Below are 23,418 nucleotides of genomic sequence, written 5' to 3'. Positions count from 1 at the left end.
GCTGTCTGGTCGGTGGAACCAGCCTCGGCGCTCTCGGCGTCGTGGCCGGGCAGTTGTTCATCACCGCGCCCGTCGCCATCGCCGCCGCGGTGCAGTACTTCACCACCATCAACGCACCGTTCACTCCGGCTCCGGCTCCGCCGAAGTAAACCGCCCATGCGCCGCCGCCGATCCCCTCGTCCCGGGTCGGCGGCGGCGCGGGTGTTTCGATCCCGCTGCGCCTAACCCGTGAGCTAACGGCCGGGTCGAGCCATCGTCGGGTATGACCTCGACTGCTCCACACACCACCTCCGATGCGGACCTCGATGCCGTCTTCGGGCCCATCTTCGACCGGATCGCCGCCGGTGCGGTCGATCGCGAGATCGATCGCCGCCTGCCCTACGAGGAGGTCGGCTGGTTGCGCGAGGCCAAATTCGGCGCGCTGCGGGTTCCGGTCGAATTCGGCGGGTACGGCGCGAGCGTGCGGCAGCTGTTCCGGCTGCTCATCGACCTGGCCGCGGCCGAATCGAATCTGCCGCAGGCGCTGCGCGTGCACTGGTCGTTCGTGGAAGACCAACTGCTCGCCGAGCCCGGCCCGGTCCGGGAGCGCTGGCTGCGCTCGATTGCCGGTGGGGTGCTGGTGGGCAATGCCATCACCGAACCGGGCGTGGGTGCGGTGGATCGCTATCGGACGCGGCTGACCCGCGACGGTGAGCGCTGGCTGCTCAGCGGTGTGAAGTACTACAGCACGGGTTCGCTCTACGCCGACTACATCCTGGTCGCGGCCGAACGCGACGGCGATCGGGTCGGCGTGCTGGTCGACGCCGATGCCCAGGGGGTGCGTCAGCACGACGACTGGGACGGCTTCGGTCAGCGCCTGACCGCCAGCGGCACAACGGAATTCACCGATGTCGCGGTGCCCGAGGACCGCATTCTCGGGCCGGGCTACGGCGTGCCCGGGGCGACCTATTCCACCGGCTATCTGCAACTGGTTCAGCTGGCGGTGCTGGCGGGCATCGCCAAGCGCGCGGAAAGCGATGCGCGGGAATGGGTTTCCGCGCGAACCCGGGGCTACACCCATTCCGCGGCCGGGCTGCCGCGCGAGGATCCGCTGGTGCAACAGGTGATCGGCCGGTTGTCCGCGGCGGCGTTCGCCGCGCGGGCGAGCGTGCTGGCGGTGGCCGATGTGCTCGACGAGGTGCTGGCCGCCGGTGCGAAGGACGAGCCGGGCCTGGTCGCGGTGGAGCTCGCGGCCGCGCAGGCACAGCTCACCGTGATCGACACCGTGCTGGCGGCGACGACGCAGCTGTTCGAACTCGGCGGGGCGTCGATCGTCTCCGAGCGGCTGCGGCTGGATCGGCACTGGCGCAACGCCCGCACCATCTCGGTGCACAACCCGGCCATTCAGAAGGCCCGCGCGATCGGTGACCACCTGCTCAACGGCGCGGAGCTGCCGTTCGCGTGGAGCGCGGGGGAGCGCACGCCGAAGGAGGTCGCGTAATGGCCCGGCGCATTCGGTTCAACGCGTTCGACATGAACTGCGTGGCTCATCAGTCCCCCGGGCTGTGGCGGCATCCGGACGATCGGTCCCACCGGTACAAGGAGCTGAGCTACTGGACCGAGCTGGCGCGGCTGCTCGAACGCGGGCGATTCGACGGCATCTTCATCGCCGACGTGCTCGGCACCTACGACGTGTACGGCGGCAACGACATCGCCGCGCTGCGCCAGGGCGCGCAGATCCCGGTGGCCGATCCGCTGCTGCTGGTGACCGCGATGGCCGCGGCGACAACGCATCTCGGCTTCGGTATCACCACCGGCACCGGTTTCGAACATCCCTACCCGTTCGCGCGGCGGCTGTCCACCCTCGACCATCTCACCGGCGGTCGCATCGGCTGGAATGTGGTGACGGGCTATCTGCCCTCGGCCGCACGCAATTTCGGCGCGGCCGACCAGCTCGACCACGACGAGCGCTACAACCAGGCCGACGAGTACCTGGAGGTGCTCTACAAGCTGTGGGAGGGATCGTGGGAGGACGACGCCGTGGTCCGCGACGCGGCCCAGGGCATCTACGTGGACCCGGCCAAGGTGCATCACATCGGGCACTCCGGCACGCATTACACGGTGCCGGGTATCCACCTGTCCGAGCCGTCGCCGCAGCGCACCCCGGTCATCTATCAGGCGGGCGCCTCGCCGCGCGGCACCCGGTTCGCGGCCGAGAACGCCGAGGCCATCTTCGTCGGCGCACCGTCCAAACGCGTTTTGGCACAAACGGTTACGCGGATTCGCGACGCACTGGAAGCGGCCGGGCGCGGGCGTTACGACGCACGCATCTACACCCTGGCCACGATCGTCACCGACGCCACCGACGAGGCGGCCACGCGCAAGCACGAGGAATACCTGTCCTACGCGAGCACCGAGGGCGCACTGGTGTTCATGTCCGGCTGGATGGGCATCGACCTGTCCCGCTACGACCTGGACGACCCCATCGGCGACGTCCGGAGCAATGCCATCCAGTCGGCCGTCGCCGCCTTTCAGGAATTCGACGACGACGGTCGCGAGTGGACCGTGCGGGATATCGCGCGCTGGGGCGGAATCGGCGGCCTGGGACCGGTTTTCGTCGGCTCCGGCGCGACCGTCGCCGACACCCTGCAGGAATGGGTGGACGAGACCGATGTGGACGGTTTCAACCTCGCCTACGCGATCACGCCGGGCAGCTTCGAGGATGTTGTGCGGCATGTGGTTCCGGTGCTGACCGAACGCGGCGCGTATCCGGCCGAATACACCCCGGGCACGCTGCGCAACGCGTTGTTCGGTGCGGGCGACCGGCTGCCGGACAACCACCGCGGGGCGCGCTATCGGATCGGCGGGCCCGGCTCGACGGTATTGCCCGATTCGGTCTCCCGTCCGGGTTCCGCGATTCCCGCATCCTGAATATTCACCTGAATTCTCCGTGATTCCAACCCTCGGGTGTGGGTCCATTCGGAAGCAGTATTCCGTTATGACGAACGACAATTCGACTCGTAAAGCCGCCATCATCGGAGCCGGGCAAACCGGCGTCACCGCCGCGCTCGGACTGCTCGACGCCGGATTCGAGGTAACGATCTACAGCGACCGAGATCAGCGCGCCCTGCGCGATGACGTCCCCGCCACCGGCACCGCGCTCGGCTTCGGCGAGGCGCAGGCCGCCGAGGCCGCGCTCGGGCTGGACACCTTCGTCGACCGGGCGCCGAACCACACCGGGCTGAGCGTGCGCATCGCCGGGCCGGAGAATGCCGAATTGATCGCATTCGACGGCGATTTCGAGGGCTATGTGGGAATTGCGGTGGATACCCGGCTCAAGGCCGACGAGCGATTGACCGCATTCCAGGAGCGCGGTGGTCGCTTCGTCGTCGACGCGGTGAATCTGGAAAAGCTGGACGCCATCGCCGAGTCGCACGATCTGACGCTGGTCGCCACCGGCCGCGGCGGGCTGTCGGAGCTGTTCCCGATCGATGCCCAGCGCACGGTCTACGACGCGCCGCAGCGCAGCCTGCTGACCGTGACCGTCACCGGATTGGGTTACGGGCCAGAGGTGTTCGCGCACCGCAGCCCACAGGGCGGCGCGCACAGTGGCTTCTCCATCCTCGCCGAACAGGGCGAGGCGTGGTGGGGCCCCTATCTGCACAAGGACGCCGGGCCGACCTGGGCGTTCCTGGGCTGGGCGCGACCGGGCAGCGACTGGGAGAAGCGGTTCGCCGCGGCCGATTCCGCCGAATCCGCACACCGCATCGTGCAGCAGCTCTACCGCGACTACATCGACTGGGATCTGCCGGAAGTGCTCGCGACGCAGCCCATTCCCGATGATCCGCACTCCTGGCTGAAGGGTGCGGTGCGGCCGGTCGTGCGGGCCGGGGTCGGTGAGACGCCCGGCGGGCATCCGGTGGCCGCGATCGGCGATACGGCCGTGGCCTACGATCCGATCGCGGGGCAGGGCGCGCAGAGCGGACTCATCCAGGCCCAGCGCCTCGTCGCGGCCGCGGCGCGGCACGAGGGCCCCTTCGACGCCGCCTGGCTCGGCACGCAGTACGCCGAATTTCTGGCGGCCCGTTCGGATGCGGCGGCCAAGGCGACCCGGCTGTTCCTCAGCGATCCCGAATTCGGCGATATCGGCAACCAGTTCTTCGCCACGGCCGCGGTCGATCCGCGCTTCGCGTCGGCGCTGGTGGGGCTGCTGCACCGGCCGCAGCCGTTCCTGCCCATCCGCACGGTCGCCGACGCCGCCGCCTACATCACCGAGGTGACCGGCGTGGACGCGGCCGAACTGCTGGCCCGGTTCCAACCGGCGGGTCGGTTCGAGCGGTCGCGGTACGACGCGGCGGTCGCCCGGGCCTGAGCGATGCGATCGCAACGATTCAAAACCTCGTGCCGTGCCCTGCGTGCTGCTGAAGTGAAGACACGCACCGGGGGCGGCCTCGAACGGAGTAGGGATGACGACCGAAAGAATCGCCGACCGGATCAAGTTCGCCTATTGGGTGCCCAATGTGAGCGGCGGTCTGGTCACCAGTGATATCGAGCAGCGCACCAGCTGGGACTTCGAGTACAACAAGAAGCTGGCGCAGACCGCGGAGAACAACGGCTTCGAATACGCGCTGTCGCAGGTCCGCTACACCGCCTCCTACGGTGCGGAGTATCAGCACGAGTCGACCTCGTTCAGCCTCGCGCTGCTGGGGGCGACCGAGCGGCTGAAGGTGATCGCGGCCGTACATCCGGGGCTGTGGCATCCGGCCGTGCTGGCCAAGTTCGGCGCGACCGCCGACCATCTGTCCGGTGGCCGGTTCGCCATCAACGTGGTCTCCGGCTGGTTCGCCGGGGAGTTTCAGGCCCTGGGCGAGCCCTGGCTCGAGCACGACGAGCGGTACCGGCGCAGCGCGGAATTCCTCGAGGTGATCCGCAAGATCTGGACCGAGGACAATGTGAACTTCGCGGGCGACTTCTATCGCATCCGCGACTTCACCCTGAAGCCCAAGCCGCTCAACACCCCCGAGCGGCCGAATCCCGAACTGTTCCAGGGCGGTAACTCCACCGCCGCGCGGCGCAACGGCGGCCGCCACGCCGACTGGTACTTCTCCAACGGCAAGGATTTCGACGGCGTCACCGAGCAGCTGGACGATGTGCGCGCCGTCGCCCGCCAGCACGACCGGGAGGTCAAATTCGGTCTCAACGGCTTCATCATCGCCCGCGATACCGAGCTGGAGGCCCGCGAGACGCTGCGCGAGATCATCGCCAAGGCCAACAAGCCCGCGGTGCAGGGATTCCGGGACGCTGTGCAGCAGGCCGGGCCGTCGACCAAGGACGGCAAGGGCATGTGGGCCGACTCCACCTTCGAGGATCTGGTGCAGTACAACGACGGCTTCCGCACCCAGCTGATCGGCACCCCCGAGCAGATCGCCGAGCGCATCGTGGCCTATCGCGACCTCGGTGTGGACCTCATCCTGGGCGGGTTCCTGCACTTCCAGGAGGAGATCGAGTATTTCGGCAAGCGGGTGCTGCCGCTGGTGCGCGAGCTGGAGGCGCAGCGCGAACCGGTCGCGGCGGCGGCAGGCCGATGACCGCCGTCACGGCGCAACGCATCACCTCGGCCGCCCAGGCCCGCGAGGTGGCCGCTCGGCTGGCGTCGGAGTTCGCGGTCGACGCCGCCGAGCGGGATCGGTTGCGCCGGTTGCCGTTCGATGAGGTGGATCGGCTGGCAGCCAGCGGGCTGCTGGCCGTCACTGTTCCGGCCGGCTACGGCGGAGCCGATCTCGCTGCGAGCGAGGTGGCCGAGATCGTGCGGATTCTCGCGACCGCCGATCCGAACATCGCGCAGATCCCGCACAGCCACTTCGTCTATCTGAATCTGTTGCGGCTGGCCGGATCCGAGGGGCAGCGGCGACGGTATTTGCCCCAGGTGCTCGACGGGGCGCGGATCGCCAATGCGCAGTCCGAGCGCGGCGGCGCGACCGTCGCCGAGGTGCGAACCACGCTGAAGCCGCTGGGGCAGAGGCGGTTTCGCATAGACGGCAGCAAGTTCTACTGTACGGGCTCGCTGTTCGCCGATCTGCTCGCCGTGCTCACCCGCCTCGACGATCCGGGTGGGCACGGCGGTCTCGCGCCGGGGGAGTACATCGCGTATCTGCCCGCCGATACCGCCGGGGTGGAGATCGCCGACGACTGGAATGCGCTGGGGCAGCGGACGACCGGAAGTGGAACGGTGCGGTTCGACGGTGTGATCGTCGAGGACGTGCAGCTGATCGAGCGCTCGGGCGCGGTACGCGCGCCGACCGGCTACGGCGCGTTCGCGCAGCTGCTGCACGCCGCCATCGATACCGGCATCGCGCGCGGTGCGCTCACGGCCGCAACGCAATTCGTGCGCGCGCACAGTCGGCCGTGGTTCGAGGCCGGGGTCGAGCGCGCGATCGACGATCCCCTGCTCGTTCAGCGTTTCGGTGAACTGGCCGTCGCGGTCGCCACGGCCGAGGCGACGCTGGTGGCGGCCGGATCGGCCGTCGACCTCGCCACCGACTCCGCGGCGGCCGATACCGTGGCCGCGGCCTCGCTCGCGGTCGCGACCGCCAAGATCGCCGCCGACCGGGCCGCGAACGAGGTCGCCGCGGCGCTGTTCGAGGTCGGCGGAACCCGCAGCGCGGCCGCGGATCTCAACCTGGACCACTTCTGGCGCAATGCCCGCACGCACACGCTGCACGACCCGGTGCGGTGGAAGTTCCAGCACATCGGCCGCACGCTCCTGCACGGAACGCCACCCCCGCTGCACGGTGTCATCTAGATCGGAGGGCGAACACATGGCCGAGCTGACCGAGATCCCCGCCGACGGTGCGGGCCTGCGCCGGGCCTTCGCGGCCTTCCCGAGCGGAGTGGTGGCGGTGTGCGCCGAAATCGAGGGCGCCGCCCACGGATTGGCGGTCAGCACCTTCGTCCCGGTATCGCTGGATCCGCCGCTGGTGTCGTTCTGCGTGCAGAACGGCTCCGGCACCTGGCCACGCCTGGCCGATGCCAGCCACCTGGGCCTGAGCCTGCTCGGACTGGATCAGGAGGGGGCCGCTCGCTCGCTGGGTTCCCGCACCGGCGACCGCTTCTCGGGCCTGCGCCTGCATCGCGGCACGGGGCACGCCCTGTTCGTCGACGGCGCCTCGGCCTGGATCGAGGGCAGCGTCCAGACGCAGGTGCCCGCGGGTGACCACCGGGTCGTGATCCTGCGCATCCACCGGCTGGCCACCCGCGCCGATATCGATCCGCTGGTCTTCCACGGCAGCCGCTTCCGCCGCCTGCACCCCGAGGAGGTACTCCATGGAGCACGGTGAAACACGCTCGCTGCGTGCGCTTTTCGCCGCCGACCTGCGGCGCTGGATCGACAACTGGCAGGCCGACCAGGCCGCCCGTCGAGATCCGGGCGACCGCTGGTCGTGGGTGAATTCGGAGTGGATCGGCTCGGTGATCGGGCCCGCGTCGCTGTAACCACTCACAGCGGATGCGACGGCCGGAAACACAGCCGCCGCCGCGTCCCCGGGCTGGGGCTGGTGTGCTCGACCACCGCGGCGGCCAGTCCGCGCGCCTCGATGTCGTGGCGGTACATGTCCTGGCTGAAGCCGTCCAGATGAATCAGCGTGTGCCGGATCAGCATCGGGGCCACATCGGGTGGTTCGGTGCAGGCTCGCCGGTAGTCCGATGCCGCCCGGGGATCCTCCGTGAGCGCGGCCAGCGCGCCGATCCGCACCCGCTGGGTGAGCCCGGCCCAGATCCGTGCCTCGTTCTCGGTGCGGATGCGCCGCCACCCGCCCCGGTAGTCGAGATCGCGGATGATGTCATCGGCGGGTTTGCCCAGCCGGGTCTCGCACACCACCGCCCACAGGGCGCACAGCCAGCTGAGCGCCCGCAGCGTGTGCAGCGGCTCGCGCCGCGTCTCCAATTCGGTCTCGGCCTCGTCGTGGGTATCGAGATTCACCCACCGGAACACCAGTGCCTCGATCTCGATCAGGAATCCACCCGGCAGATCGTCCACATCGGGCCGCCCGATCCGAACCGCGCGGCCCGACACCAGATCCCGCAGTTCGACCATGTCCGCGTCGGCGGTCCGCACCCACCGGTGCGATTCCCTGGTCATCCACAGGCCCCCAGGTCGGTACGTCGGGGCGAAAGGCCGCCCCCTCGGATTGAGCCACGAATCCGACCGGCCCGCAAGCGCTGATTCTCAGGGTTCGCCGTTCAGCACTGCGGCGACCGCGTCGGCGAACGATTGCCCGCCGGTGATGTACGCACCCGCGACCGCGCCGACGACCAGCCCGATCGGGCCGGTCAAAAGGCTGAAGAAGCCCATCCCGAGGATGGTGCCGAGCAGGCCGCCGAGGACGCCTCCGGCGACCAGGCCGACCACATTGCGGTTCAATTCATCGGTCAGGCGGGCCATCGAGCTGACCGGTTGCATTTCGCCGATCTCACGGGCGCTCACCCGCGGTTCGAGTTCGAGGCGGTGGCCGTCGTCGGAAATCCGCTGGGACACCCGCACGAGCGTGCCGCGCACTCGATAGGTCAGCGGTATCTCGGTGAGCACCGTGCCCGCGTCCGAGCGCAGCACGATCCGGTCCTCGGTGGTGGTGAATCGCCCGCCCGCGACGGTGGTGGTCGAGACGCGCGAGGAATCGGTGAGCACGGTGCGGTAGGCGATTTCGTGATCCATTCCGGCGGCGGCGATTTCCGCCGACGGGGGATCGGCATGCACGATTCCCGCGCCCATTCCGAGCGCGGCGATGGTTCCGAATGCGGTGGCGGCAAACGTGCCGAACTTCATCAGGTGTTTCCTTTCGCGACAGCGATCGAACATTGCTGTCCGCGAACGCGATCGGCCAGACATTGCCGATCATCGTTGTCCTATCGTGACCTAGTCACTCGACCAAGATATCCGGGATGAAAATCGACAAGTTCACAATTCGACTCGCCGGTATCGCGTGGTGTATGCATTTCGGTGTTTGCGGGAAAGGACGGGATGTGGCACGGCGACGAGTTCAGGCCGGAATCACCTTGGCGGGCTGCGTCGTTGCCGCGGCGCTCGCCTTCGCCTGTCTGTTCGGGGCCGTGCTCTCGTTCGGCGGTGACGGTGGCGGGCAGGCCGAAAGCCCCGCCACCACAACCCGGTCGGCACGGGCGACCACGGCCGTCGCGCTGCCCGAGCCGCCCCCGCCGCCCGCCGCCCCGATGATGCTGAACAAGGGCGCGGATCAGGGCCATCCGGCTGTCGAAGTGGCGGTGGGCGATTGCGTGGCCCTCGACGAGTCCGCGATCGAGAAGACCGCCTGCGCCGCGGGTTCGGGCTACCGTGTCGCCGATCGCACCCCGGCGCAGGCCCAATGCCCCGGCGATGCCGATCGCACCTATTCGCGCAGCCTGCCGGGCGGGGCGCGGGAACAGCTGTGCCTGGACATCAACTGGGTGGTTGGCAGCTGCGTCGACCTGGCCGGCGCAGCGCCGCGGGCGGTGGACTGCGCGGCCCCGGGCCGGGTGCGGGTGCTGGACATCCGGGCGGGCACCACCGACGTGAACACCTGCTCGGCCGCGGACCGCGGTGTCGTCTACGGTCAGCGGAACTTCGTGGTGTGCGTCAGCACCCGGTGAACAACGCGCCCGGACTCACCGGCCGACCGAACTGCCCTGGGCCGGAAGCAGCTTGCTGAACTGCCGACTCGCATACCGCACCACCTGCTCGTAGGGCCAGGCGAACTTGCGGGCGAACCAGTAGGCGATGCGGATGTCGGTCGAGGTGTGCACGAGATAGCGATTGCGCCTGACACCGGCAATGATTCGATCCGCGACCTGTTCCGGCGTCGCGGCCCGCCCGGCGAAGTCCGCGCGCAACCTCCGCAGGCGCGGATCGTCCGGATCGACGCCGACGATCTGTGCCGTGTCGACCAGCGGCGTACGCACCGCGCCCGGAACCACCAGACTCACGCCGATGCCGTGCCGCTCCAGATCGAAGCGCAGCACCTCCGAAATGCCGCACAGCCCGAACTTGGCCGCGCTGTAGGCGGCATGCCAGGGCAGTGCGATCAGGCCCGCGGCCGAGGATACGTTCACCAGATGTCCACCCCGCCCGGCCCGCACCATCGGCGGCAGGAAGTTCTCGATGATGTGAATGGGGCCCATGAGATTCACCTCGACCATCGACCGCCAGTGCCGATGTTCGAGATTCTCGACCGTGCCCCAGGCGGAGATACCCGCGATATTCATGACCACGTCCAGGCTGCCGTGCTCGTCGTGCACCCGCTTCGCCCAGGCGGTGACCGCGTCGTAGTCGGAGACGTCCAAGGGTGTCGCGTCGAGCACCTCCCCGCCGCCCGCGCGCACGAGTTCCACGGTTTCGGCGAGCCCGACGGCGGCGATGTCGGTGAGCACCAGGCGCGTGCCCGCGCGGGCGGCGGCCAGGGCGGTGGCCCGGCCGATCCCGCTGGCCGCGCCTGTGATGAGGCACTTCCGGCCGGTCAGATCCTTCATGAATGTCACCCTAGCTATTGCGAACAAGGTTGTACACATTGCGGTGCGGCCGGGCGGATTCTCCGCCGGGGAACGGGAAAAAGCCCTGCCAACAGTTCAATTCACGCTGATCGGGACGGCAGACATGTTGTTGCATGCCCGATACGTTCGAATTCGCCCATCCAGAGCGGTTGAGAGACCTGGCTCGACGAGACCGCAGCAACCCCCCGTGAGCCGGGTGCGGGTGCTACCGCCGGGACCGATGGAGGATCGCGATTTCATGACCACAGTGGCCGCTATCGATCCCTCCGCCACCGCCGAGGTGGTCGAGGACGCCCTTCCGGTCGCGCGTGCCCGGCATCCGTGGCGCTGGCTGATCGGCGCCGTCGCGCTGGTGCTGGTGGCCCAGTTCGCACACGGCCTGATCACCAATCCCGGTTGGGACTGGCCGACTTTCGCCAAATACTTCACCGCCCGCTCAGTGCTGGAGGCACTGCGGCTGACCGTGGAGCTCACCTGCTGGGGGACGCTGTTCGGCTTTCTGCTGGGCGGCTGGCTGGCCGTGGCGCGGCTGTCGAAAATACCGGTGCTGCAAGTGATTTCGTGGACTTACGTGTGGGCGTTCCGGTCGATTCCGCTGATCGTGCAGCTGCTGTTCTGGTTCAACATCGCCTATCTGTACCCGCGGCTGTCGATCGGAATCCCGTTCGGCCCGGAGTTTTTCAGCTTCGAGGTGAACGGCGTAATCGGCGGCTTCACCGCCGCGGTGATCGGCCTGGCGCTGCATCAGGCGGCGTATTCGGCCGAGATCATCCGCGCCGGAATCATTTCCGTGGATCCGGGTCAGCTGGAGGCGGCCAAATCGCTGGGCCTGCCCTGGCGGCGGCAGTTCTTCACCATCGTCGCCCCGCAGGCCATGCGCGGCATTCTGCCCAATGCCGCCAACGAGGTGATCAGTCTGTTCAAGGGCACCTCGATCGTATCGGTGCTGGCGATCGCGGAGCTTTTCTACCAGGTGCAGGTGATCTACGGCCGCAATGGTCGGGTGGTGCCGCTGCTGATGGTGGCGACGGTCTGGTACATCGTGCTCACCAGCGTGCTGACCGTGGTGCAGTACTACATCGAGCGTCACTTCGCCAAGGGCACTGTGCGTGACGTGCCGCCGACGCCGTGGCAGCGCGTGCGCGGCAAGATCGCCGAGATCACAGGGGAGCGCCGATGAGCGAGTACGCGGTCGAATTACGGGGTGTGCGAAAGCAGTTCGGTGCGCACCCGGTGCTGCGCGGAGTCGATCTGGCGGTGCGTCCAGGCGAGGTGACGGTGATCCTGGGCCCCTCGGGCTCGGGCAAGTCGACCCTGCTGCGGACCATCAATCATCTGGAGCAGATCGATGCCGGGACCGTGCGGGTCGCCGGAGAACTGGTCGGCTATCGCCGCAAGGGCGCCAAACTGCACGAACTCAGCGAGCGGGAGATCCTGCGGCAGCGCTCGCGTATCGGCTTCGTCTTCCAGAGCTTCAATCTGTTCCCGCATCTGACCGTGCTGGAAAACGTTGCGCTGGCACCGATCTCGGCGCAGCGTCGGCCGCGCGCCGAGGTCGAGGCCGAGGCACTGGAACTGCTGGCGCGCGTGGGGTTGGCCGATCGGGTGCGGGAGTATCCACGGCGGCTGTCCGGTGGCCAGCAGCAGCGGGTCGCGATCGCCCGGGCGCTGGCGCTGCGGCCGCAGGTGGTGCTGTTCGACGAGCCGACCTCCGCACTGGATCCGGAGCTGGTCGGCGAGGTACTCGACGTGATCCGGGCGCTGGCGCGCGACGGGGCGACGCTGGTGATCGTCACCCACGAGATCGGTTTCGCCCGCGAGGTGGCCGACACCGTGGTGCTGCTGGACGAGGGCGCGATCGTCGAGCAGGGCCCGCCGGAGCAGGTGCTCGACAACCCGACCCATCCGCGCACCAAAGCCTTTCTCGCGCATGTGCTCTGAGCGGTTCGGTCCGCCACGACCCGAACGAGAGATATGAAATTCCTGCTGCTGACCCTGATTACCCACCAGCCCGACCCGGTCACCGGCGCGGTCGAGTCCCCGGCGCGGCGGCTGCGGCGCGCGGTCGACAGCGCTCGCCTCGCCGAGGAACTGGGCTACGACGGATTCGCCGTGGGCGAGCGGCACGAGGATCCGTTCATCTCCTCCGCGCCGCCGGTGGTGCTCGGCCACATCGCGGCGGTGACCTCGACGATCGCGCTGTTCACCGGCGTCACCACGCTGAGCCTGCTGGATCCGGTGCGGGCGTTCGAGGACTATTCGACGCTGGACAATCTGTCCGGTGGTCGGCTCGAGCTGATCATCGGCAAGGGCAACGGTGCGGCGCAGGCGAAGCTGTTCGGTGTCACCACCGAGGACCAGTGGGCGCGCAACAGCGAGGGCTACGAACTGCTGCGGCTGCTGTGGGAGCACGAATCGGTCACCTGGAGTGGGAGATTCCGGCCGCCGCTGACCGAGGCCAAGGCCCTGCCGCGACCGCTGCAGCCGCGCCTGCGGATCTGGCACGGCAGCGCCACCAGCCGCGAGTCGGTGGAATTGGCCGCGCGGCACGGTGATCCGGTGTTCTCGGCCAACGTCACCCATCCGGTCGAGCCGTACGCGGAGCTGATCGCGCACTACCGCGAGCGCTGGGTCGCGCACGGGCACGATCCGGCCCAGGCGCTGGTCGGTGCGGGCACCGCCGGTTTCTACCTCACCCGAGATTCCCAGGACGCGCTCGCCGCCTACCGGCCGATCTTCGAGGCGCGGCGCGCGATCGCCCGAAAGCACAACCTGCCCATCGTCTTTCCCACCCTCGAGGATTTTGCCGAGCGCAGCTCCGCGCTGATCGGCAGTCCGCGGCAGGTGCTCGAGAAGGTCGAGCGCTATCACGAGGCACTCGGCCACGAGGTGATCCACCTCGCCGCCGACGGCGACGGGCTCACCGACAAACAGCATCGCGAAAGCCTCGAGCTGTTCCAGGCCGAGGTCGCCCCGGAACTGCGCCGTCGCATTCCGAGCCGCCCCCTGGGCGCGCACCGACATCTCAGCGAAGGGTCCACCCGATGAAACGACCGCTGGCCCTGCTCGGCGCCCTCGCCGCGACCGTCTCGCTGGCGGCGTGCGGCGCGGACACCGCCGGAGGCGATGCCGCCGGGCCGCCGCGGTCCGGCGGCACCCTGCGCTACGGCCTGTCCCTGCCGCCGACCTGCTCCGATCCCGCGCAGTCCGGCACCAATCAGACCATCTACGTGACCCGGCAGATCGTGGATTCGCTGGTCGATCAGGATCCCGCGACGGGTGAGATCGAGCCCTGGCTGGCCGAGGGCTGGACCATCGGACCCGAGGCGCGCAGCTTCACCTTCCGGCTGCGCGAGGGCATCACCTTCAGTGACGGCACGCCGCTGACCGCCGATTCGGTGCGCAAGAACTTCGATGCCATCGTGCACACCCTCGGCGGGAGCAAGGCGTCGCTGGCGGCCAGCTATCTGGCGGGTTACACCGGCACGACGGTCGTGGACCCGCGGACCGCCCGGGTCGAGTTCGCCGCGCCCAATGCGCAATTCCTGCAGGCGGCCTCGACCCCGCAGCTGGGCATACTCTCCGACGCCGACACCGCGAAGTCCGCCGACGACCGCTGCCTGGGCACGAATATCGGCAGCGGTCCGTTCACCTACGCCGAGTACAAGCAGGGCGCCTCGGTGACGCTGGCCAAGCGCACCGGATACCGCTGGGGCTCGCCCGTTTTCGCCAACCACGGCGACGCCTATCTGGACCGCATCGCCTTCACCGTCGTCCCGGAATCGGGTGTGCGGACCGGCAGCCTGTCCTCCGGACAGCTCGACGCGGTGAGCGACGCGCTGCCGCAGGACGTGCCGCAGATCGAGGCTGCCGGGGGCCGGGTGCTGTTCTTCGCCAATCCGGGCATCCCATTCGGCCTGCAGCCCAATGTGACTCGCGGACCGCTACGCGATCCGGCCGTCCGTACCGCGCTGCGCACCGCGATCGATCGCAAGGAGCTGGTCGATACGGTGCTCGGCCCGCGATTCAAACCTGCCACCAGCACCCTGGCCAGCAGTACGCCCGGCCATGTGGACCTGTCCGCTCAACTCGGCTACGACCCGGAGGCGGCGCGGCGCACCCTGGACGCGGCGGGCTGGCGGCCCGGCCCGGACGGCATCCGGGTGCGGGGCGGTCAGCGGCTGTCGTTCGGGGTGCTGTTAAGCGCGGTCTTCGCGGGCAATCAGGCCATTCTGGAGCTGGTGCAGCAGCAGGTGCGCAAGGTCGGCATCGATCTGCGGCTGGATCTGGTCGCCCAGAACGAGGCGACCGCCCGGCAGAACACCCGCGACTACGACGTCACCTACTACAACACCACCCGGGCCGACGGCGACATCCTGCGCACCACCTTCGGCCTCGATCAGCGAAACCTCAACGCGCGCAGCCCGATTCCGCCGCTGGACCAGGTGCTCGCCGCCGAGGTGGCGGCCACCGACGCCGCCGCGCGGGCCGAGCTGATCGGGCAGGCGCAGCGGCTGGTGCTCGACGAGGGACTGTGGATTCCCACGACCGAACTGTCGCAGGCGATCGGCGCGGCCGATACCGTGGCGGATCTGAAGTTCGAGGCGTCGGGGCGGTTGCAGTTCCACGACGCCTGGCTGACCGGGCGGTGATGGCGTGACCCGCTATGCGATCGTCCGGGTGTTGCAGGCCGTGGCCGTGCTGTGGGCGGCGTTCACCGTCTCGTTCGCCGTGCTCTACCTGCTACCCGGCGATCCGGTGGAACTGGCCGCGAACGCCACTCCGGGCACACCCGTCGATCCGGCCGCGATCGCCGAGATGCGGGCCCGCTACGGGCTGGATCAGCCGGTGTGGCAACAGTATTGGACCGCACTCGCGCACGCCGTGCGCGGCGATCTGGGCCGGTCGATCGGGACCGGGCAGTCCGTGACGGGTGCGATCGGTGCGGCGCTGCCGTCCACCCTCGGCCTGGCCGCGCTGACGCTGCTGCTCGCGGTGGGCTTCGGCGGTGTGCTGGCGGTGACCGCCGCCTATACCGAAAGACGCTGGCTGCGTGGACTGTTGACCGCGCTGCCGCCGATGGGGGCCGCCGCGCCGACGTTCTGGGTGGGGCTGCTGCTGTTGCAGCTGTTCTCGTTCCGGCTGCGGCTGTTCCCCGCCTTCGGCGGAACCGGCTTCGAAGGCGCCGTGCTACCGGCGATCACGCTGGCCGTTCCGGTCGGCGCGGTGATCGCCCAGGTGCTCTACAGCAGCCTGATCCAGACCTGGCGGCAGCCGTTCGTGGCGGTGGCCTTCGCCAAGGGCGCGTCGCGGCGCTGGGTGCAAGCGCGGCATGTGCTGCGCCCCGCGCTGGCTCCGGCGCTGACCATCGCCGGGGTGTGGGTCGGGACCGTACTGGCCGGATCGGTGGTCGTGGAGACGGTGTTCTCCCGCGCCGGGATCGGGCGGCTCACCCAGACCGCGGTGCTGGACCAGGACATCCCGGTGGTGCAGGGCATCGTCGTCTGCAGCGCGCTGGTCTTCGTGGTGGTGAATCTGGTCGTGGACCTGGTGCTTCCCCTGTTCGATCCGCGGATCGTGCGGGGCAATCGGATCGGAGGGGCATAGATGACAGCCGCGGTGGCGCTGCGCGCCAATGTCTTCCTCGCTCTGTCGGTGCTCGTGCTGCTACTGGTACTCGGCTGGGCGGCGGTGCCGGCGGTGTTCGCGGGCCGCGATCCGCTGGCAGGGGTGCCCGCGGAGAAACTGCGCGGTCCCAGTGCGCGGCACTGGTTCGGCACCGACAATCTCGGCCGCGACATCTACACACGGGTGGTGCACGCGGCCGCGCTGTCGCTGACCGCCACGGTCGCCGCGGTGCTGATCGGCCTGGTGGTGGGCTCGCTCATCGGCCTGGTCGCGGGATCGATCGGCGGCGTGCTGGATGCGGCGATCATGCGGGTGGTGGACGTGCTGCTGTCCGTCCCGGAACTGCTGACCGCGCTGGCACTGGTGACCGTGCTCGGCTTCGGCACCCGCAATGTGGCCCTGGCCGTCGGCATCGCGCTGGTGGCGCGCTTCGCCCGGGTGATGCGCGCGGAGGTGCTGCGGGTGCGGCGCGCGCCCTATGTGGAGGCCGCGTTCGCCGCGGGCGTGCGCTGGCCGACCGTCCTGCTGCGCCATGTGCTGCGCAATGCCTATGCCCCCGTCACGGCCCTTGCCGCGGTCGAATTCGGGGTGGCGGTGCTGGCGGTCTCGTCGCTGAGCTTCCTCGGCTACGGTGCGGTACCGCCCACCCCGGAATGGGGTTCGCTGATCGCCGAGGGCCGCAACTTCCTGGCCACCTCCTGGTGGATGACGACCCTGCCGGGCCTGGTCATCGTCGCCGTCGTCCTCTCCGCGCAGCGCCTCGCCCGCGCCCTGGGCCAGGACGGCGCCCGATGAACCGCCAGCCGCACCCCTTCTCGCGCTTCGCACCCCCTGCGGGCGCCTGGAACGGGTGCGAAGCGCGAGAAAGGGTGCGGCGATGCGGCAGGAATGGAGACGGGGCGAGCGGTGTGGGGGTGGGAGTGTGAGTGGGGAGGCGCTGTTGCGGGTGGAGGATCTGTGGGTTGCGTATGGGGCGGGGACCCTTGCGGTGCGGGGGGTTTCGTTGACCGTCGCGCGGGGGGAGACCGTGGCGCTGGTCGGGGAGTCGGGGTCCGGGAAGTCGAGTCTGGCCCATGCCGTGATCGGGCTGCTCGACGGCGGCGCGGTGACCGGCGGGCGAATCACGTTCGCGGGTGAGCGGATCGAGGGCGCGTCCGAACGGGTGCTGCGCCGGATCCGCGGCGCGCGGATCGGGCTGGTGCCGCAGGATCCGGGCACCTCGCTGAATCCGGTGCTGCGCGTGGGGGATCAGGTCGGAGAGGCGCTGCGCGTGCACGGACGCGCGACCCGCAAGACCGCGTGGGCGCGGGCGGTGGACATCCTCGCCGGGGCCGGACTGGATCGGCCCGAGTTGCGGGCGCGCCAATACCCCCAGGACCTGTCGGGCGGGCAGCGTCAGCGGGTGCTGATCGGCATCGCCCTGGCCTGCCACCCCGAACTGGTCATCGCCGACGAGCCGACCAGCGCGCTGGACGTGACCGTGCAGCGCCGCATCCTCGACCATCTGGCCGCACGCACCGCCGAAACCGGTTCGGCGGTCCTGTTGATCACCCACGATCTCGGGGTGGCGGCCGAGCGCGCCGATCGTATCGCCGTGCTGCGCGCGGGTGAGATCGTCGAAATCGGCCGCACCGCAGCCATACTCGCCAACCCCCGGCACGAGTACACCCGGCGCCTGCTGGCGTCGGCCCCGAGCCTGGACACCGCGGTGCGGCCCGCGCGTGCGGCCGCCGCCGCGCCGCTGCTGGCCGCGACCGGACTGCGCAAAACCTTCCGCCTCGGCCGGGGCACGACCCTGACCGCCGTCGACGATGTCACGCTGCACATCGATCGCGGTGAAACCCTGGCCGTGGTCGGCGAATCCGGATCCGGCAAGACGACGACGGCCCGCATCCTGGCGCGACTCGAGTCCGCCGACGCGGGCACCATCACCCTCGACGGAGCCGATATCGGGCGGCTGGGCGGTGGGCGGCTGCGCGCGCTGCGTCGCCGGATCCAGGTGGTCTACCAGAACCCCTATGCCGCATTGAATCCCAAGCTGTCGGTCGCGCAGATCATCGCGGAACCGTTGCGCGCCTTCGGTGTCGGCGATCGCGGCGCGCTCCGCGACCGCGTCGCGGAACTGCTCGATCAGGTCGCGCTGTCCGGCTCCTACGGCCAGCGCCGCCCCGCCGAACTGTCCGGCGGCCAGCGTCAGCGCGTCGCGATCGCCCGCGCGCTGGCCCTGCATCCGGATCTGGTGGTGCTGGACGAACCGGTCGCCGCACTGGACGTATCGGTCCAGGCGCAGATCCTCGACCTGCTCGAACGACTGCAGCGCGAACTGGAGCTGAGCTATCTGTTCATCACCCACGATCTGGCCGTGGTTCGGCGCATCGCCGACCGGGTGGCGGTCATGCGCGCGGGCCGGATCGTGGAGACGGCCACCACCGCGGAACTGTTCCACCATCCGCGCCACGAGTACACCCGCGAACTGCTGTCGGCCATCCCGGGCGCCACCGCCCCGCCGACCGCCATCGAAAGGACGGCCTGAATGACCCATTCGCAACCGCTGCTGGGTGTCGAATTGTCCGGCACCGGAACGCATCCCGCCGCCTGGCGGCGCGCCGACTCCCGCGCCGAGGAGCTGTTCACCGCCGAGTACTGGCTCGACGCCGTGCGCGCCGCCGAGGCCGCGGGGGCCGATCTCGCCTTCCTGCCCGACTCGTTCGCGCTGCAGGACCGGGGCCCGATCGGGCGGCTCGACGCCGTCGCCGTCGCCGCGCGGGCGGCCGCGGCCACGCACCGGATCGGCCTGATTCCCGAGGTACCGGTCACTCACACCGAGCCATTCCACGTCGCGAAGGCCATCGCCAGCCTCGATTTCGCCACCCTTGGGCGGGCGGGCTGGGAGGTTACGGTGTCGGCGGGGCAGGCGGCGTTGTTCGGGCGCAAGGCCGAACAGGATCCGGCCGCGCTGTGGCACGAGGCCGACGAAGCCGTGGAGGTGGTGGCCCGGCTCTGGGACAGCTGGGAGGACGATGCGGAGATCCGCGATCTGGCCACGGGGCGCTTCATCGATCGCGACAAGCTGCACTACATCGATTTCGTGGGCGAGAACTTCTCGGTGAAGGGCCCCTCGATCACGCCGCGACCGCCCCAGGGGCAGCCGCTGGTAGCGGTGCGCGCCGAGGATGCGCACAGCACCGCCGTCGCCGTCCGGCGCGCCGATCTGATCCGCATTGCCGCAACCGATCTCGACCACGCCGCCCGCACACGCGACGAGTTGCGCACCGCGGTCGCGGCGGCCGGACGCGATCCGGATCTGGTGCGGGTACTGGTCGATATCGAGGTGCACGTGGCCGTGACCGAATCGGCCGCGGCGGCCGAGGTGGCGCGTCTCGAGGCATGGGCGGCCACCGAGCCGAACGGCCTGCGCCACCTCGGAACTCCCGCGAGCCTGCACGAGTTGCTGGCCGACGTGCCCGCCGACGGCATCGTGCTGCGCCCGCTGGCGCTGCCCGCCTTCCTCGCCCGGCTGCCCCGGCTGGGCGCCACCCTGCGCGAGCGGCTCGGCCTGCCCCGCCCGATCAACCGCTACGCGCTCACCGCCTGAGGACCGCTATGCCGAACAATAAGGTACGCAAGCAGATTCATTTGGCCGCCCACTTCCCGGGCGTCAACAACACCACCGTCTGGAGCGATCCGGAGGCCGGTAGCCAGATCGACTTCGATTCCTTCGTCCATCTGGCCCGCACCGCCGAGCGCGGACTGTTCGATTTCTTCTTCCTGGCCGAGGGGCTGCGGCTGCGCGAACATCGCGGGCGGATCCACGATCTGGACGTGGTGGGCCGTCCGGACACCTTCACCGTGCTGAACGCGCTGGCCGGGGTGACGACCCAGCTGGGCCTGGCCGGAACCATCAACACCACCTTCAACGAACCCTTCGAACTGGCAAAGCAGTTCGCGACGCTGGATCACCTCTCCGGCGGTCGCGCCGCCTGGAACGCGGTCACCTCCTCCGACGCCTTCACCGGCGAGAACTTTCGGCGCGGCGGCTATCTCGACCATGCCGAGCGCTACAGCCGGGCCGCCGAGGTGATCGACGCGACCCGGGCGCTGTGGGACAGCTGGTCGGCCGACGCACTCGTCATCGACCGCGAGCGCGGCGTCTTCGCCCGCCCCGCGCCCAGCGTGCGATTCACCAGCGAGCAGTTCGACATCGAGGGGCAGTTCGTGCTGCCGCGCAGCCCGCAGGGTTATCCGGTGCAGATCCAGGCGGGCGATTCCGACGAGGGCCGGGAGTTCGCCGCCGCCAAGGCCGATGCCATCTTCAGTCGCCACGGCGACCTGGAGGACGGGCAGCGGTTCTACCTCGACGTCAAGGCCCGGCTCGCGAAATACGGTCGCACCCGAGACGAGCTGAAGATCCTCCCGGCCGCCACCTTCGTACTCGGCGACACCTCGGCCGAGGCCCTGGAGCGGGCCCGCGAGATCCGGCTGCAGCAGGTCGGCCCGCAGACCGCGATCGCCTTCCTCGAGCAGGTCTGGGGCCGCGACCTTTCCGGCTACGATCCGGACGGCCCGCTGCCCGACGTCGATCCGGTCGACAATGTGAACATCACCCGCGGCCGGGTCCGCCATGCCAAGGATCCGCGCGCGGTCGCCGCCGCCTGGCGGGAGCAGGCCGCGGCCGAGCGGCTCAGCATCCGCGAGCTCATCATCGAGGTCACCGCCCGCCAGCAGTTCGTCGGCACGCCCGCCGAGGTGGCCGCCGAGATCGATCGCTATGTGCAGAGCGATGCGGCCGACGGATTCGTGCTGGTCCCGCACATCACCCCGCACGGACTCGACGAATTCGTCGAGAAGGTCGTTCCCGAGCTGCAGGAGCGCGGCAGCTTCCGCACCGAATACACCGGCACGACCCTGCGCGAGCACCTGGGTCTGCGCCATCCTCATCGGAACAGTGAAGGAGTACGGGCGTCATGACCGCTGTCACCACCGAATTCGAACAGCAGTGGCGGAGCTGGCACGCGCAGCGGCAGGCGTGGGCGCGCGAACCGCTGGGCTGGCTGAGCCTGACCGGACTGCACTGGCTGGGCGAGCGAGACGAGGTCGTCGACGGGCTGCCGGGCCGCTGGCGGGTCGGGGGTGACAGCGTCGTCGTCACCAGCGAACCCGCCGACGGCCTGAGGATCGACGGGGAAACCCTCGGCGGGCGAACCGAACTCACACCCGGCGAGGGTGCGCCCGGCCTCGAGGTGCGGGTGGGCGCGCGCAGTATCGAGGTGATCCGCCGCACCGGGCGGTTCGCGCTGCGGGTGCACGATCCGGCCGCTCCGACGCTGGCCGCGTTCACCGAAATCCCCACCTATCCACCGGATCCGCGCTGGGCGGTGATCGGAACCCTCGAGCGCTATGACAGCGCCCGTACCGTCACCACCGGTGCGGTGGTCGAGGGCCTGGAGCACCACCACCCGGCGGCCGGAACCATCGCCTTCCGCATCGACGGCCAGGAATACCGGCTCATCGCCTTCGGTGCCGCCGAGTCGGGGCTGCGCATCCTGTTCACCGACGCCACCAGCGGCGTCACCACCTACCCGGGCGGGCGACTGCTGCCGGTCGGCGTGCCCGACGCCGACGGCGGGGTGCTGCTCGACTTCAACCGCGCCCAGAACCTGCCCTGTGCGTTCACCGACTACGCCACCTGCCCGGTCGCGCCCGCCGAGAACCGGCTGCCGATCGCGGTGGCGGCCGGCGAGCGCGATCCCCGCTCGGAGGTCGCGAAATGAGTGTTCCGCTCTCGATTCTGGATCTGTCGCCCATCAGCGCGGGTTCGACCCCACAGCAGGCCATACGCAACAGTGTCGATTTGGCCCGACAGGCGGAGACCTGGGGGTATCGGCGCTACTGGCTGGCCGAACATCATTTCGTCCGGGTCGCGAGCTCGGCCACGACGACCCTGATCGGGCTGATCGCCGCGGCCACCAGGACCATCCGGGTGGGTTCGGCGGCGGTGCAGCTGGGCCAGCACACCTCGGCGTCGGTGGTCGAGGCGTTCGGCACGATCGATGCGCTGTATCCCGGCCGCCTGGATCTGGGCCTGGGACGGTCGGCGCATCGGCTCGCCCAGGTCCGTTCGGCCGGGGTGCCGCCGGTGCCCGCACCCGCGCGGCCGACCGAGGTGCGCGACGGCGTGGTGATTCCGCCGCCGTTCTCACCGGGGCAGGTGCTCGACACCAGCCGCCTGGCCGCGAGTCACGAGGCGCTGCTACTGCCCGGGGCGCAATCGCTGGACTACACCGAACAGGTGGAGCAGATCCGCGCGCTGCTGGCGGGCACCTACCGTGGTTCGGACGGCATTGCACTGCAAGCGGTTCCGGGTGCGGGCGCGCAGGTGGAGCTGTGGCTGTTCGGCAGCAGCGGCGGCGAGAGCGCGCGGCTGGCCGGGCGGCTGGGCCTGCCGTTCGCGGCCAACTATCACGTCTCGCCCGGCACGATCCTGGAAACCGTTGCGGCGTACCGGGAGTCGTTCCGCCCGTCCGAGCGTTATCCACGCCCGTACCTGGTCGTCTCCGCCGATGTCGTGGTGGCCGAGGACGAGGCGCGGGCCCGGCACCTGGCCTCCACCTACGGGCACTGGGTCTACAGCATTCGCAGCGGCGCGGGCGCGGCCGACTACCTCGATCCGGACACCGCCCCGCCCCTGACCGAACACCAGCTGCGCCTGGTCCGCGACCGCACCACCACACAGTTCGTCGGCACCGCCGCGAGCGTCGCCGAACGCCTGACGGCATTGCGACAACTCACCGGTGCCGACGAATTGGTGATCACCAGCGTCACCTACGACCACCACGACCGGCTGAACTCCCATCGTCTGCTGGCGCAGGAGTGGGGCCTTCAGCGCGTCCGGGCGGCGTGAGGGACTCAGATCTCCGAGGAGCCCAGGCGCTTGGCGAGGAACTCCTTGCCCATCCGCGCACCCTTGCGGCTGTCGGCCTGGGCCTTACGGAAGAATTCGGCGAGTTCGGTGTCGCCCTCGCGCTCGGCGTCCTGGATGTAGGTCTCCAGCCGTAACGCGTTGTCCAGCGACGCCTCGGTGTACCAGATCAGGTTGTAGTCCTTGTCCTTGGTTCCGGTGACGTGGCCGGTCTCCTGTGAGTGGGTCATATCGAATCCTTGCGTTGCGATCGATGGCATCCCCCCTATCGATCGCCTACCCGAGGCGATGCCGGTCAAACGGGGATGACTGCGACGCAAGGCCGTTGCACCACCGCACGGACCAGGTCGAAG

23 protein-coding genes and 1 riboswitch are annotated in these 23,418 nt (G+C 69.6%); of the genes, 19 read left to right on the top strand and 4 right to left on the bottom strand.

Annotated elements, in window-relative coordinates; translation table 11 throughout:
- Positions 1-262: 262 nt before the first annotated feature.
- The 7 genes from NDR87_RS06925 to NDR87_RS06895 all read left to right on the top strand — a co-directional run bounded on the left by NDR87_RS06925 (position 263) and on the right by NDR87_RS06895 (position 7,470).
- Positions 263-1,480 carry an acyl-CoA dehydrogenase family protein gene (locus NDR87_RS06925; RefSeq protein WP_251909540.1) on the top strand — a complete coding sequence of 406 codons (1,218 nt, stop codon included), beginning with the start codon at positions 263-265 and terminating at the stop codon, positions 1,478-1,480.
- Positions 1,480-2,910 carry an LLM class flavin-dependent oxidoreductase gene (locus NDR87_RS06920; RefSeq protein ID WP_251909542.1) on the top strand — a complete coding sequence of 477 codons (1,431 nt, stop codon included), beginning with the start codon at positions 1,480-1,482 and terminating at the stop codon, positions 2,908-2,910. The genes NDR87_RS06925 and NDR87_RS06920 overlap by 1 nt, the downstream gene beginning before the upstream one ends.
- Positions 2,911-2,977: 67 nt before the next feature.
- A complete protein-coding gene (locus NDR87_RS06915) occupies positions 2,978-4,351 on the top strand; it encodes a styrene monooxygenase/indole monooxygenase family protein (protein ID WP_251909544.1) in 1,374 nt (457 codons plus the stop codon).
- Positions 4,352-4,445: 94 nt separating this feature from the next.
- Positions 4,446-5,567 (top strand): dimethylsulfone monooxygenase SfnG, encoded by a 1,122-nt coding sequence (gene sfnG / locus NDR87_RS06910; protein ID WP_251909545.1) that lies wholly within the window; start codon positions 4,446-4,448, stop codon positions 5,565-5,567.
- Entirely contained in the window at positions 5,564-6,781 is a 1,218-nt protein-coding gene (locus NDR87_RS06905; protein WP_251909547.1) for an SfnB family sulfur acquisition oxidoreductase, read from the top strand. The genes sfnG and NDR87_RS06905 overlap by 4 nt, the downstream gene beginning before the upstream one ends.
- A gap of 16 nt (positions 6,782-6,797) precedes the next feature.
- Complete coding sequence (locus NDR87_RS06900; protein WP_251909549.1) at positions 6,798-7,316, top strand: flavin reductase family protein; 519 nt, start codon at positions 6,798-6,800, stop codon at positions 7,314-7,316.
- Entirely contained in the window at positions 7,303-7,470 is a 168-nt protein-coding gene (locus tag NDR87_RS06895) for a hypothetical protein (protein ID WP_251909550.1), read from the top strand. Before NDR87_RS06900 ends, NDR87_RS06895 begins: the two co-directional genes overlap by 14 nt.
- 4 nt (positions 7,471-7,474) lie before the next feature.
- Here the strand turns inward: NDR87_RS06895 and NDR87_RS06890 are convergent, their stop codons facing one another.
- Together NDR87_RS06890 and NDR87_RS06885 are read right to left on the bottom strand one after the other, a co-directional pair.
- Positions 7,475-8,116 (bottom strand): hypothetical protein, encoded by a 642-nt coding sequence (locus tag NDR87_RS06890; protein WP_251909552.1) that lies wholly within the window; start codon positions 8,114-8,116, stop codon positions 7,475-7,477.
- Between the two features lie 87 nt (positions 8,117-8,203).
- Positions 8,204-8,800: a hypothetical protein gene (locus tag NDR87_RS06885; protein ID WP_251909553.1), complete on the bottom strand. Its 597-nt coding sequence runs from the start codon at positions 8,798-8,800 to the stop codon at positions 8,204-8,206.
- 197 nt (positions 8,801-8,997) lie between these two features.
- Here NDR87_RS06885 and NDR87_RS06880 point away from each other — a divergent pair, with 197 nt between their 5' ends.
- Positions 8,998-9,621, top strand: a complete 624-nt coding sequence (locus tag NDR87_RS06880) for a hypothetical protein (protein WP_251909555.1) — start codon at positions 8,998-9,000, stop codon at positions 9,619-9,621.
- Positions 9,622-9,636: 15 nt separating this feature from the next.
- Here NDR87_RS06880 and NDR87_RS06875 read toward each other — a convergent pair whose 3' ends face one another.
- Complete coding sequence (locus NDR87_RS06875; RefSeq protein WP_251909557.1) at positions 9,637-10,497, bottom strand: SDR family oxidoreductase; 861 nt, start codon at positions 10,495-10,497, stop codon at positions 9,637-9,639.
- Between the two features lie 154 nt (positions 10,498-10,651).
- A riboswitch (SAM riboswitch) is annotated at positions 10,652-10,745 on the top strand.
- A gap of 11 nt (positions 10,746-10,756) precedes the next feature.
- On the opposite strand from NDR87_RS06875, the gene NDR87_RS06870 reads away from it, so the two are divergent.
- From NDR87_RS06870 to NDR87_RS06820, 11 genes are all read left to right on the top strand, one after another.
- Positions 10,757-11,698 (top strand): amino acid ABC transporter permease, encoded by a 942-nt coding sequence (locus NDR87_RS06870; protein ID WP_251909558.1) that lies wholly within the window; start codon positions 10,757-10,759, stop codon positions 11,696-11,698.
- Complete coding sequence (locus NDR87_RS06865; protein WP_251909560.1) at positions 11,695-12,459, top strand: amino acid ABC transporter ATP-binding protein; 765 nt, start codon at positions 11,695-11,697, stop codon at positions 12,457-12,459. The genes NDR87_RS06870 and NDR87_RS06865 overlap by 4 nt, the downstream gene beginning before the upstream one ends.
- A 33-nt stretch (positions 12,460-12,492) precedes the next feature.
- On the top strand, positions 12,493-13,566 hold the full coding sequence (locus NDR87_RS06860; RefSeq protein WP_251909561.1) for an LLM class flavin-dependent oxidoreductase: 1,074 nt from the start codon (positions 12,493-12,495) through the stop codon (positions 13,564-13,566).
- Positions 13,563-15,170, top strand: coding sequence for an ABC transporter substrate-binding protein (locus tag NDR87_RS06855; RefSeq protein WP_251909562.1), 1,608 nt, complete (start codon positions 13,563-13,565; stop codon positions 15,168-15,170). Before NDR87_RS06860 ends, NDR87_RS06855 begins: the two co-directional genes overlap by 4 nt.
- A gap of 4 nt (positions 15,171-15,174) precedes the next feature.
- Entirely contained in the window at positions 15,175-16,125 is a 951-nt protein-coding gene (locus tag NDR87_RS06850; RefSeq protein ID WP_251909564.1) for an ABC transporter permease, read from the top strand.
- Positions 16,126-16,941 carry an ABC transporter permease gene (locus tag NDR87_RS06845; protein ID WP_251909566.1) on the top strand — a complete coding sequence of 272 codons (816 nt, stop codon included), beginning with the start codon at positions 16,126-16,128 and terminating at the stop codon, positions 16,939-16,941.
- An 82-nt stretch (positions 16,942-17,023) separates the two neighbouring features.
- Complete coding sequence (locus NDR87_RS06840; protein ID WP_251909568.1) at positions 17,024-18,679, top strand: ABC transporter ATP-binding protein; 1,656 nt, start codon at positions 17,024-17,026, stop codon at positions 18,677-18,679.
- The gene (locus NDR87_RS06835) at positions 18,680-19,741 is read left to right on the top strand and encodes an LLM class flavin-dependent oxidoreductase (protein ID WP_251909569.1); all 1,062 of its coding nucleotides are present in this window, start codon (positions 18,680-18,682) and stop codon (positions 19,739-19,741) included. It abuts the gene before it with no gap.
- 8 nt (positions 19,742-19,749) lie between these two features.
- Positions 19,750-21,114 carry an NtaA/DmoA family FMN-dependent monooxygenase gene (locus NDR87_RS06830; RefSeq protein ID WP_251909571.1) on the top strand — a complete coding sequence of 455 codons (1,365 nt, stop codon included), beginning with the start codon at positions 19,750-19,752 and terminating at the stop codon, positions 21,112-21,114.
- Positions 21,111-21,917, top strand: a complete 807-nt coding sequence (locus tag NDR87_RS06825) for a DUF1684 domain-containing protein (RefSeq protein ID WP_251909572.1) — start codon at positions 21,111-21,113, stop codon at positions 21,915-21,917. The genes NDR87_RS06830 and NDR87_RS06825 overlap by 4 nt, the downstream gene beginning before the upstream one ends.
- Positions 21,914-23,047: an LLM class flavin-dependent oxidoreductase gene (locus tag NDR87_RS06820; protein ID WP_251909574.1), complete on the top strand. Its 1,134-nt coding sequence runs from the start codon at positions 21,914-21,916 to the stop codon at positions 23,045-23,047. The genes NDR87_RS06825 and NDR87_RS06820 overlap by 4 nt, the downstream gene beginning before the upstream one ends.
- Positions 23,048-23,052: 5 nt before the next feature.
- Here NDR87_RS06820 and NDR87_RS06815 read toward each other — a convergent pair whose 3' ends face one another.
- Positions 23,053-23,295, bottom strand: a complete 243-nt coding sequence (locus tag NDR87_RS06815; protein ID WP_251909576.1) for a hypothetical protein — start codon at positions 23,293-23,295, stop codon at positions 23,053-23,055.
- Positions 23,296-23,418: the final 123 nt, after the last annotated feature.

Source organism: Nocardia sp. CDC159 (assembly GCF_023740735.1).
Taxonomy (GTDB): domain Bacteria; phylum Actinomycetota; class Actinomycetes; order Mycobacteriales; family Mycobacteriaceae; genus Nocardia; species Nocardia pulmonis.
This window is presented reverse-complemented; position numbering and strand designations above follow the sequence as displayed.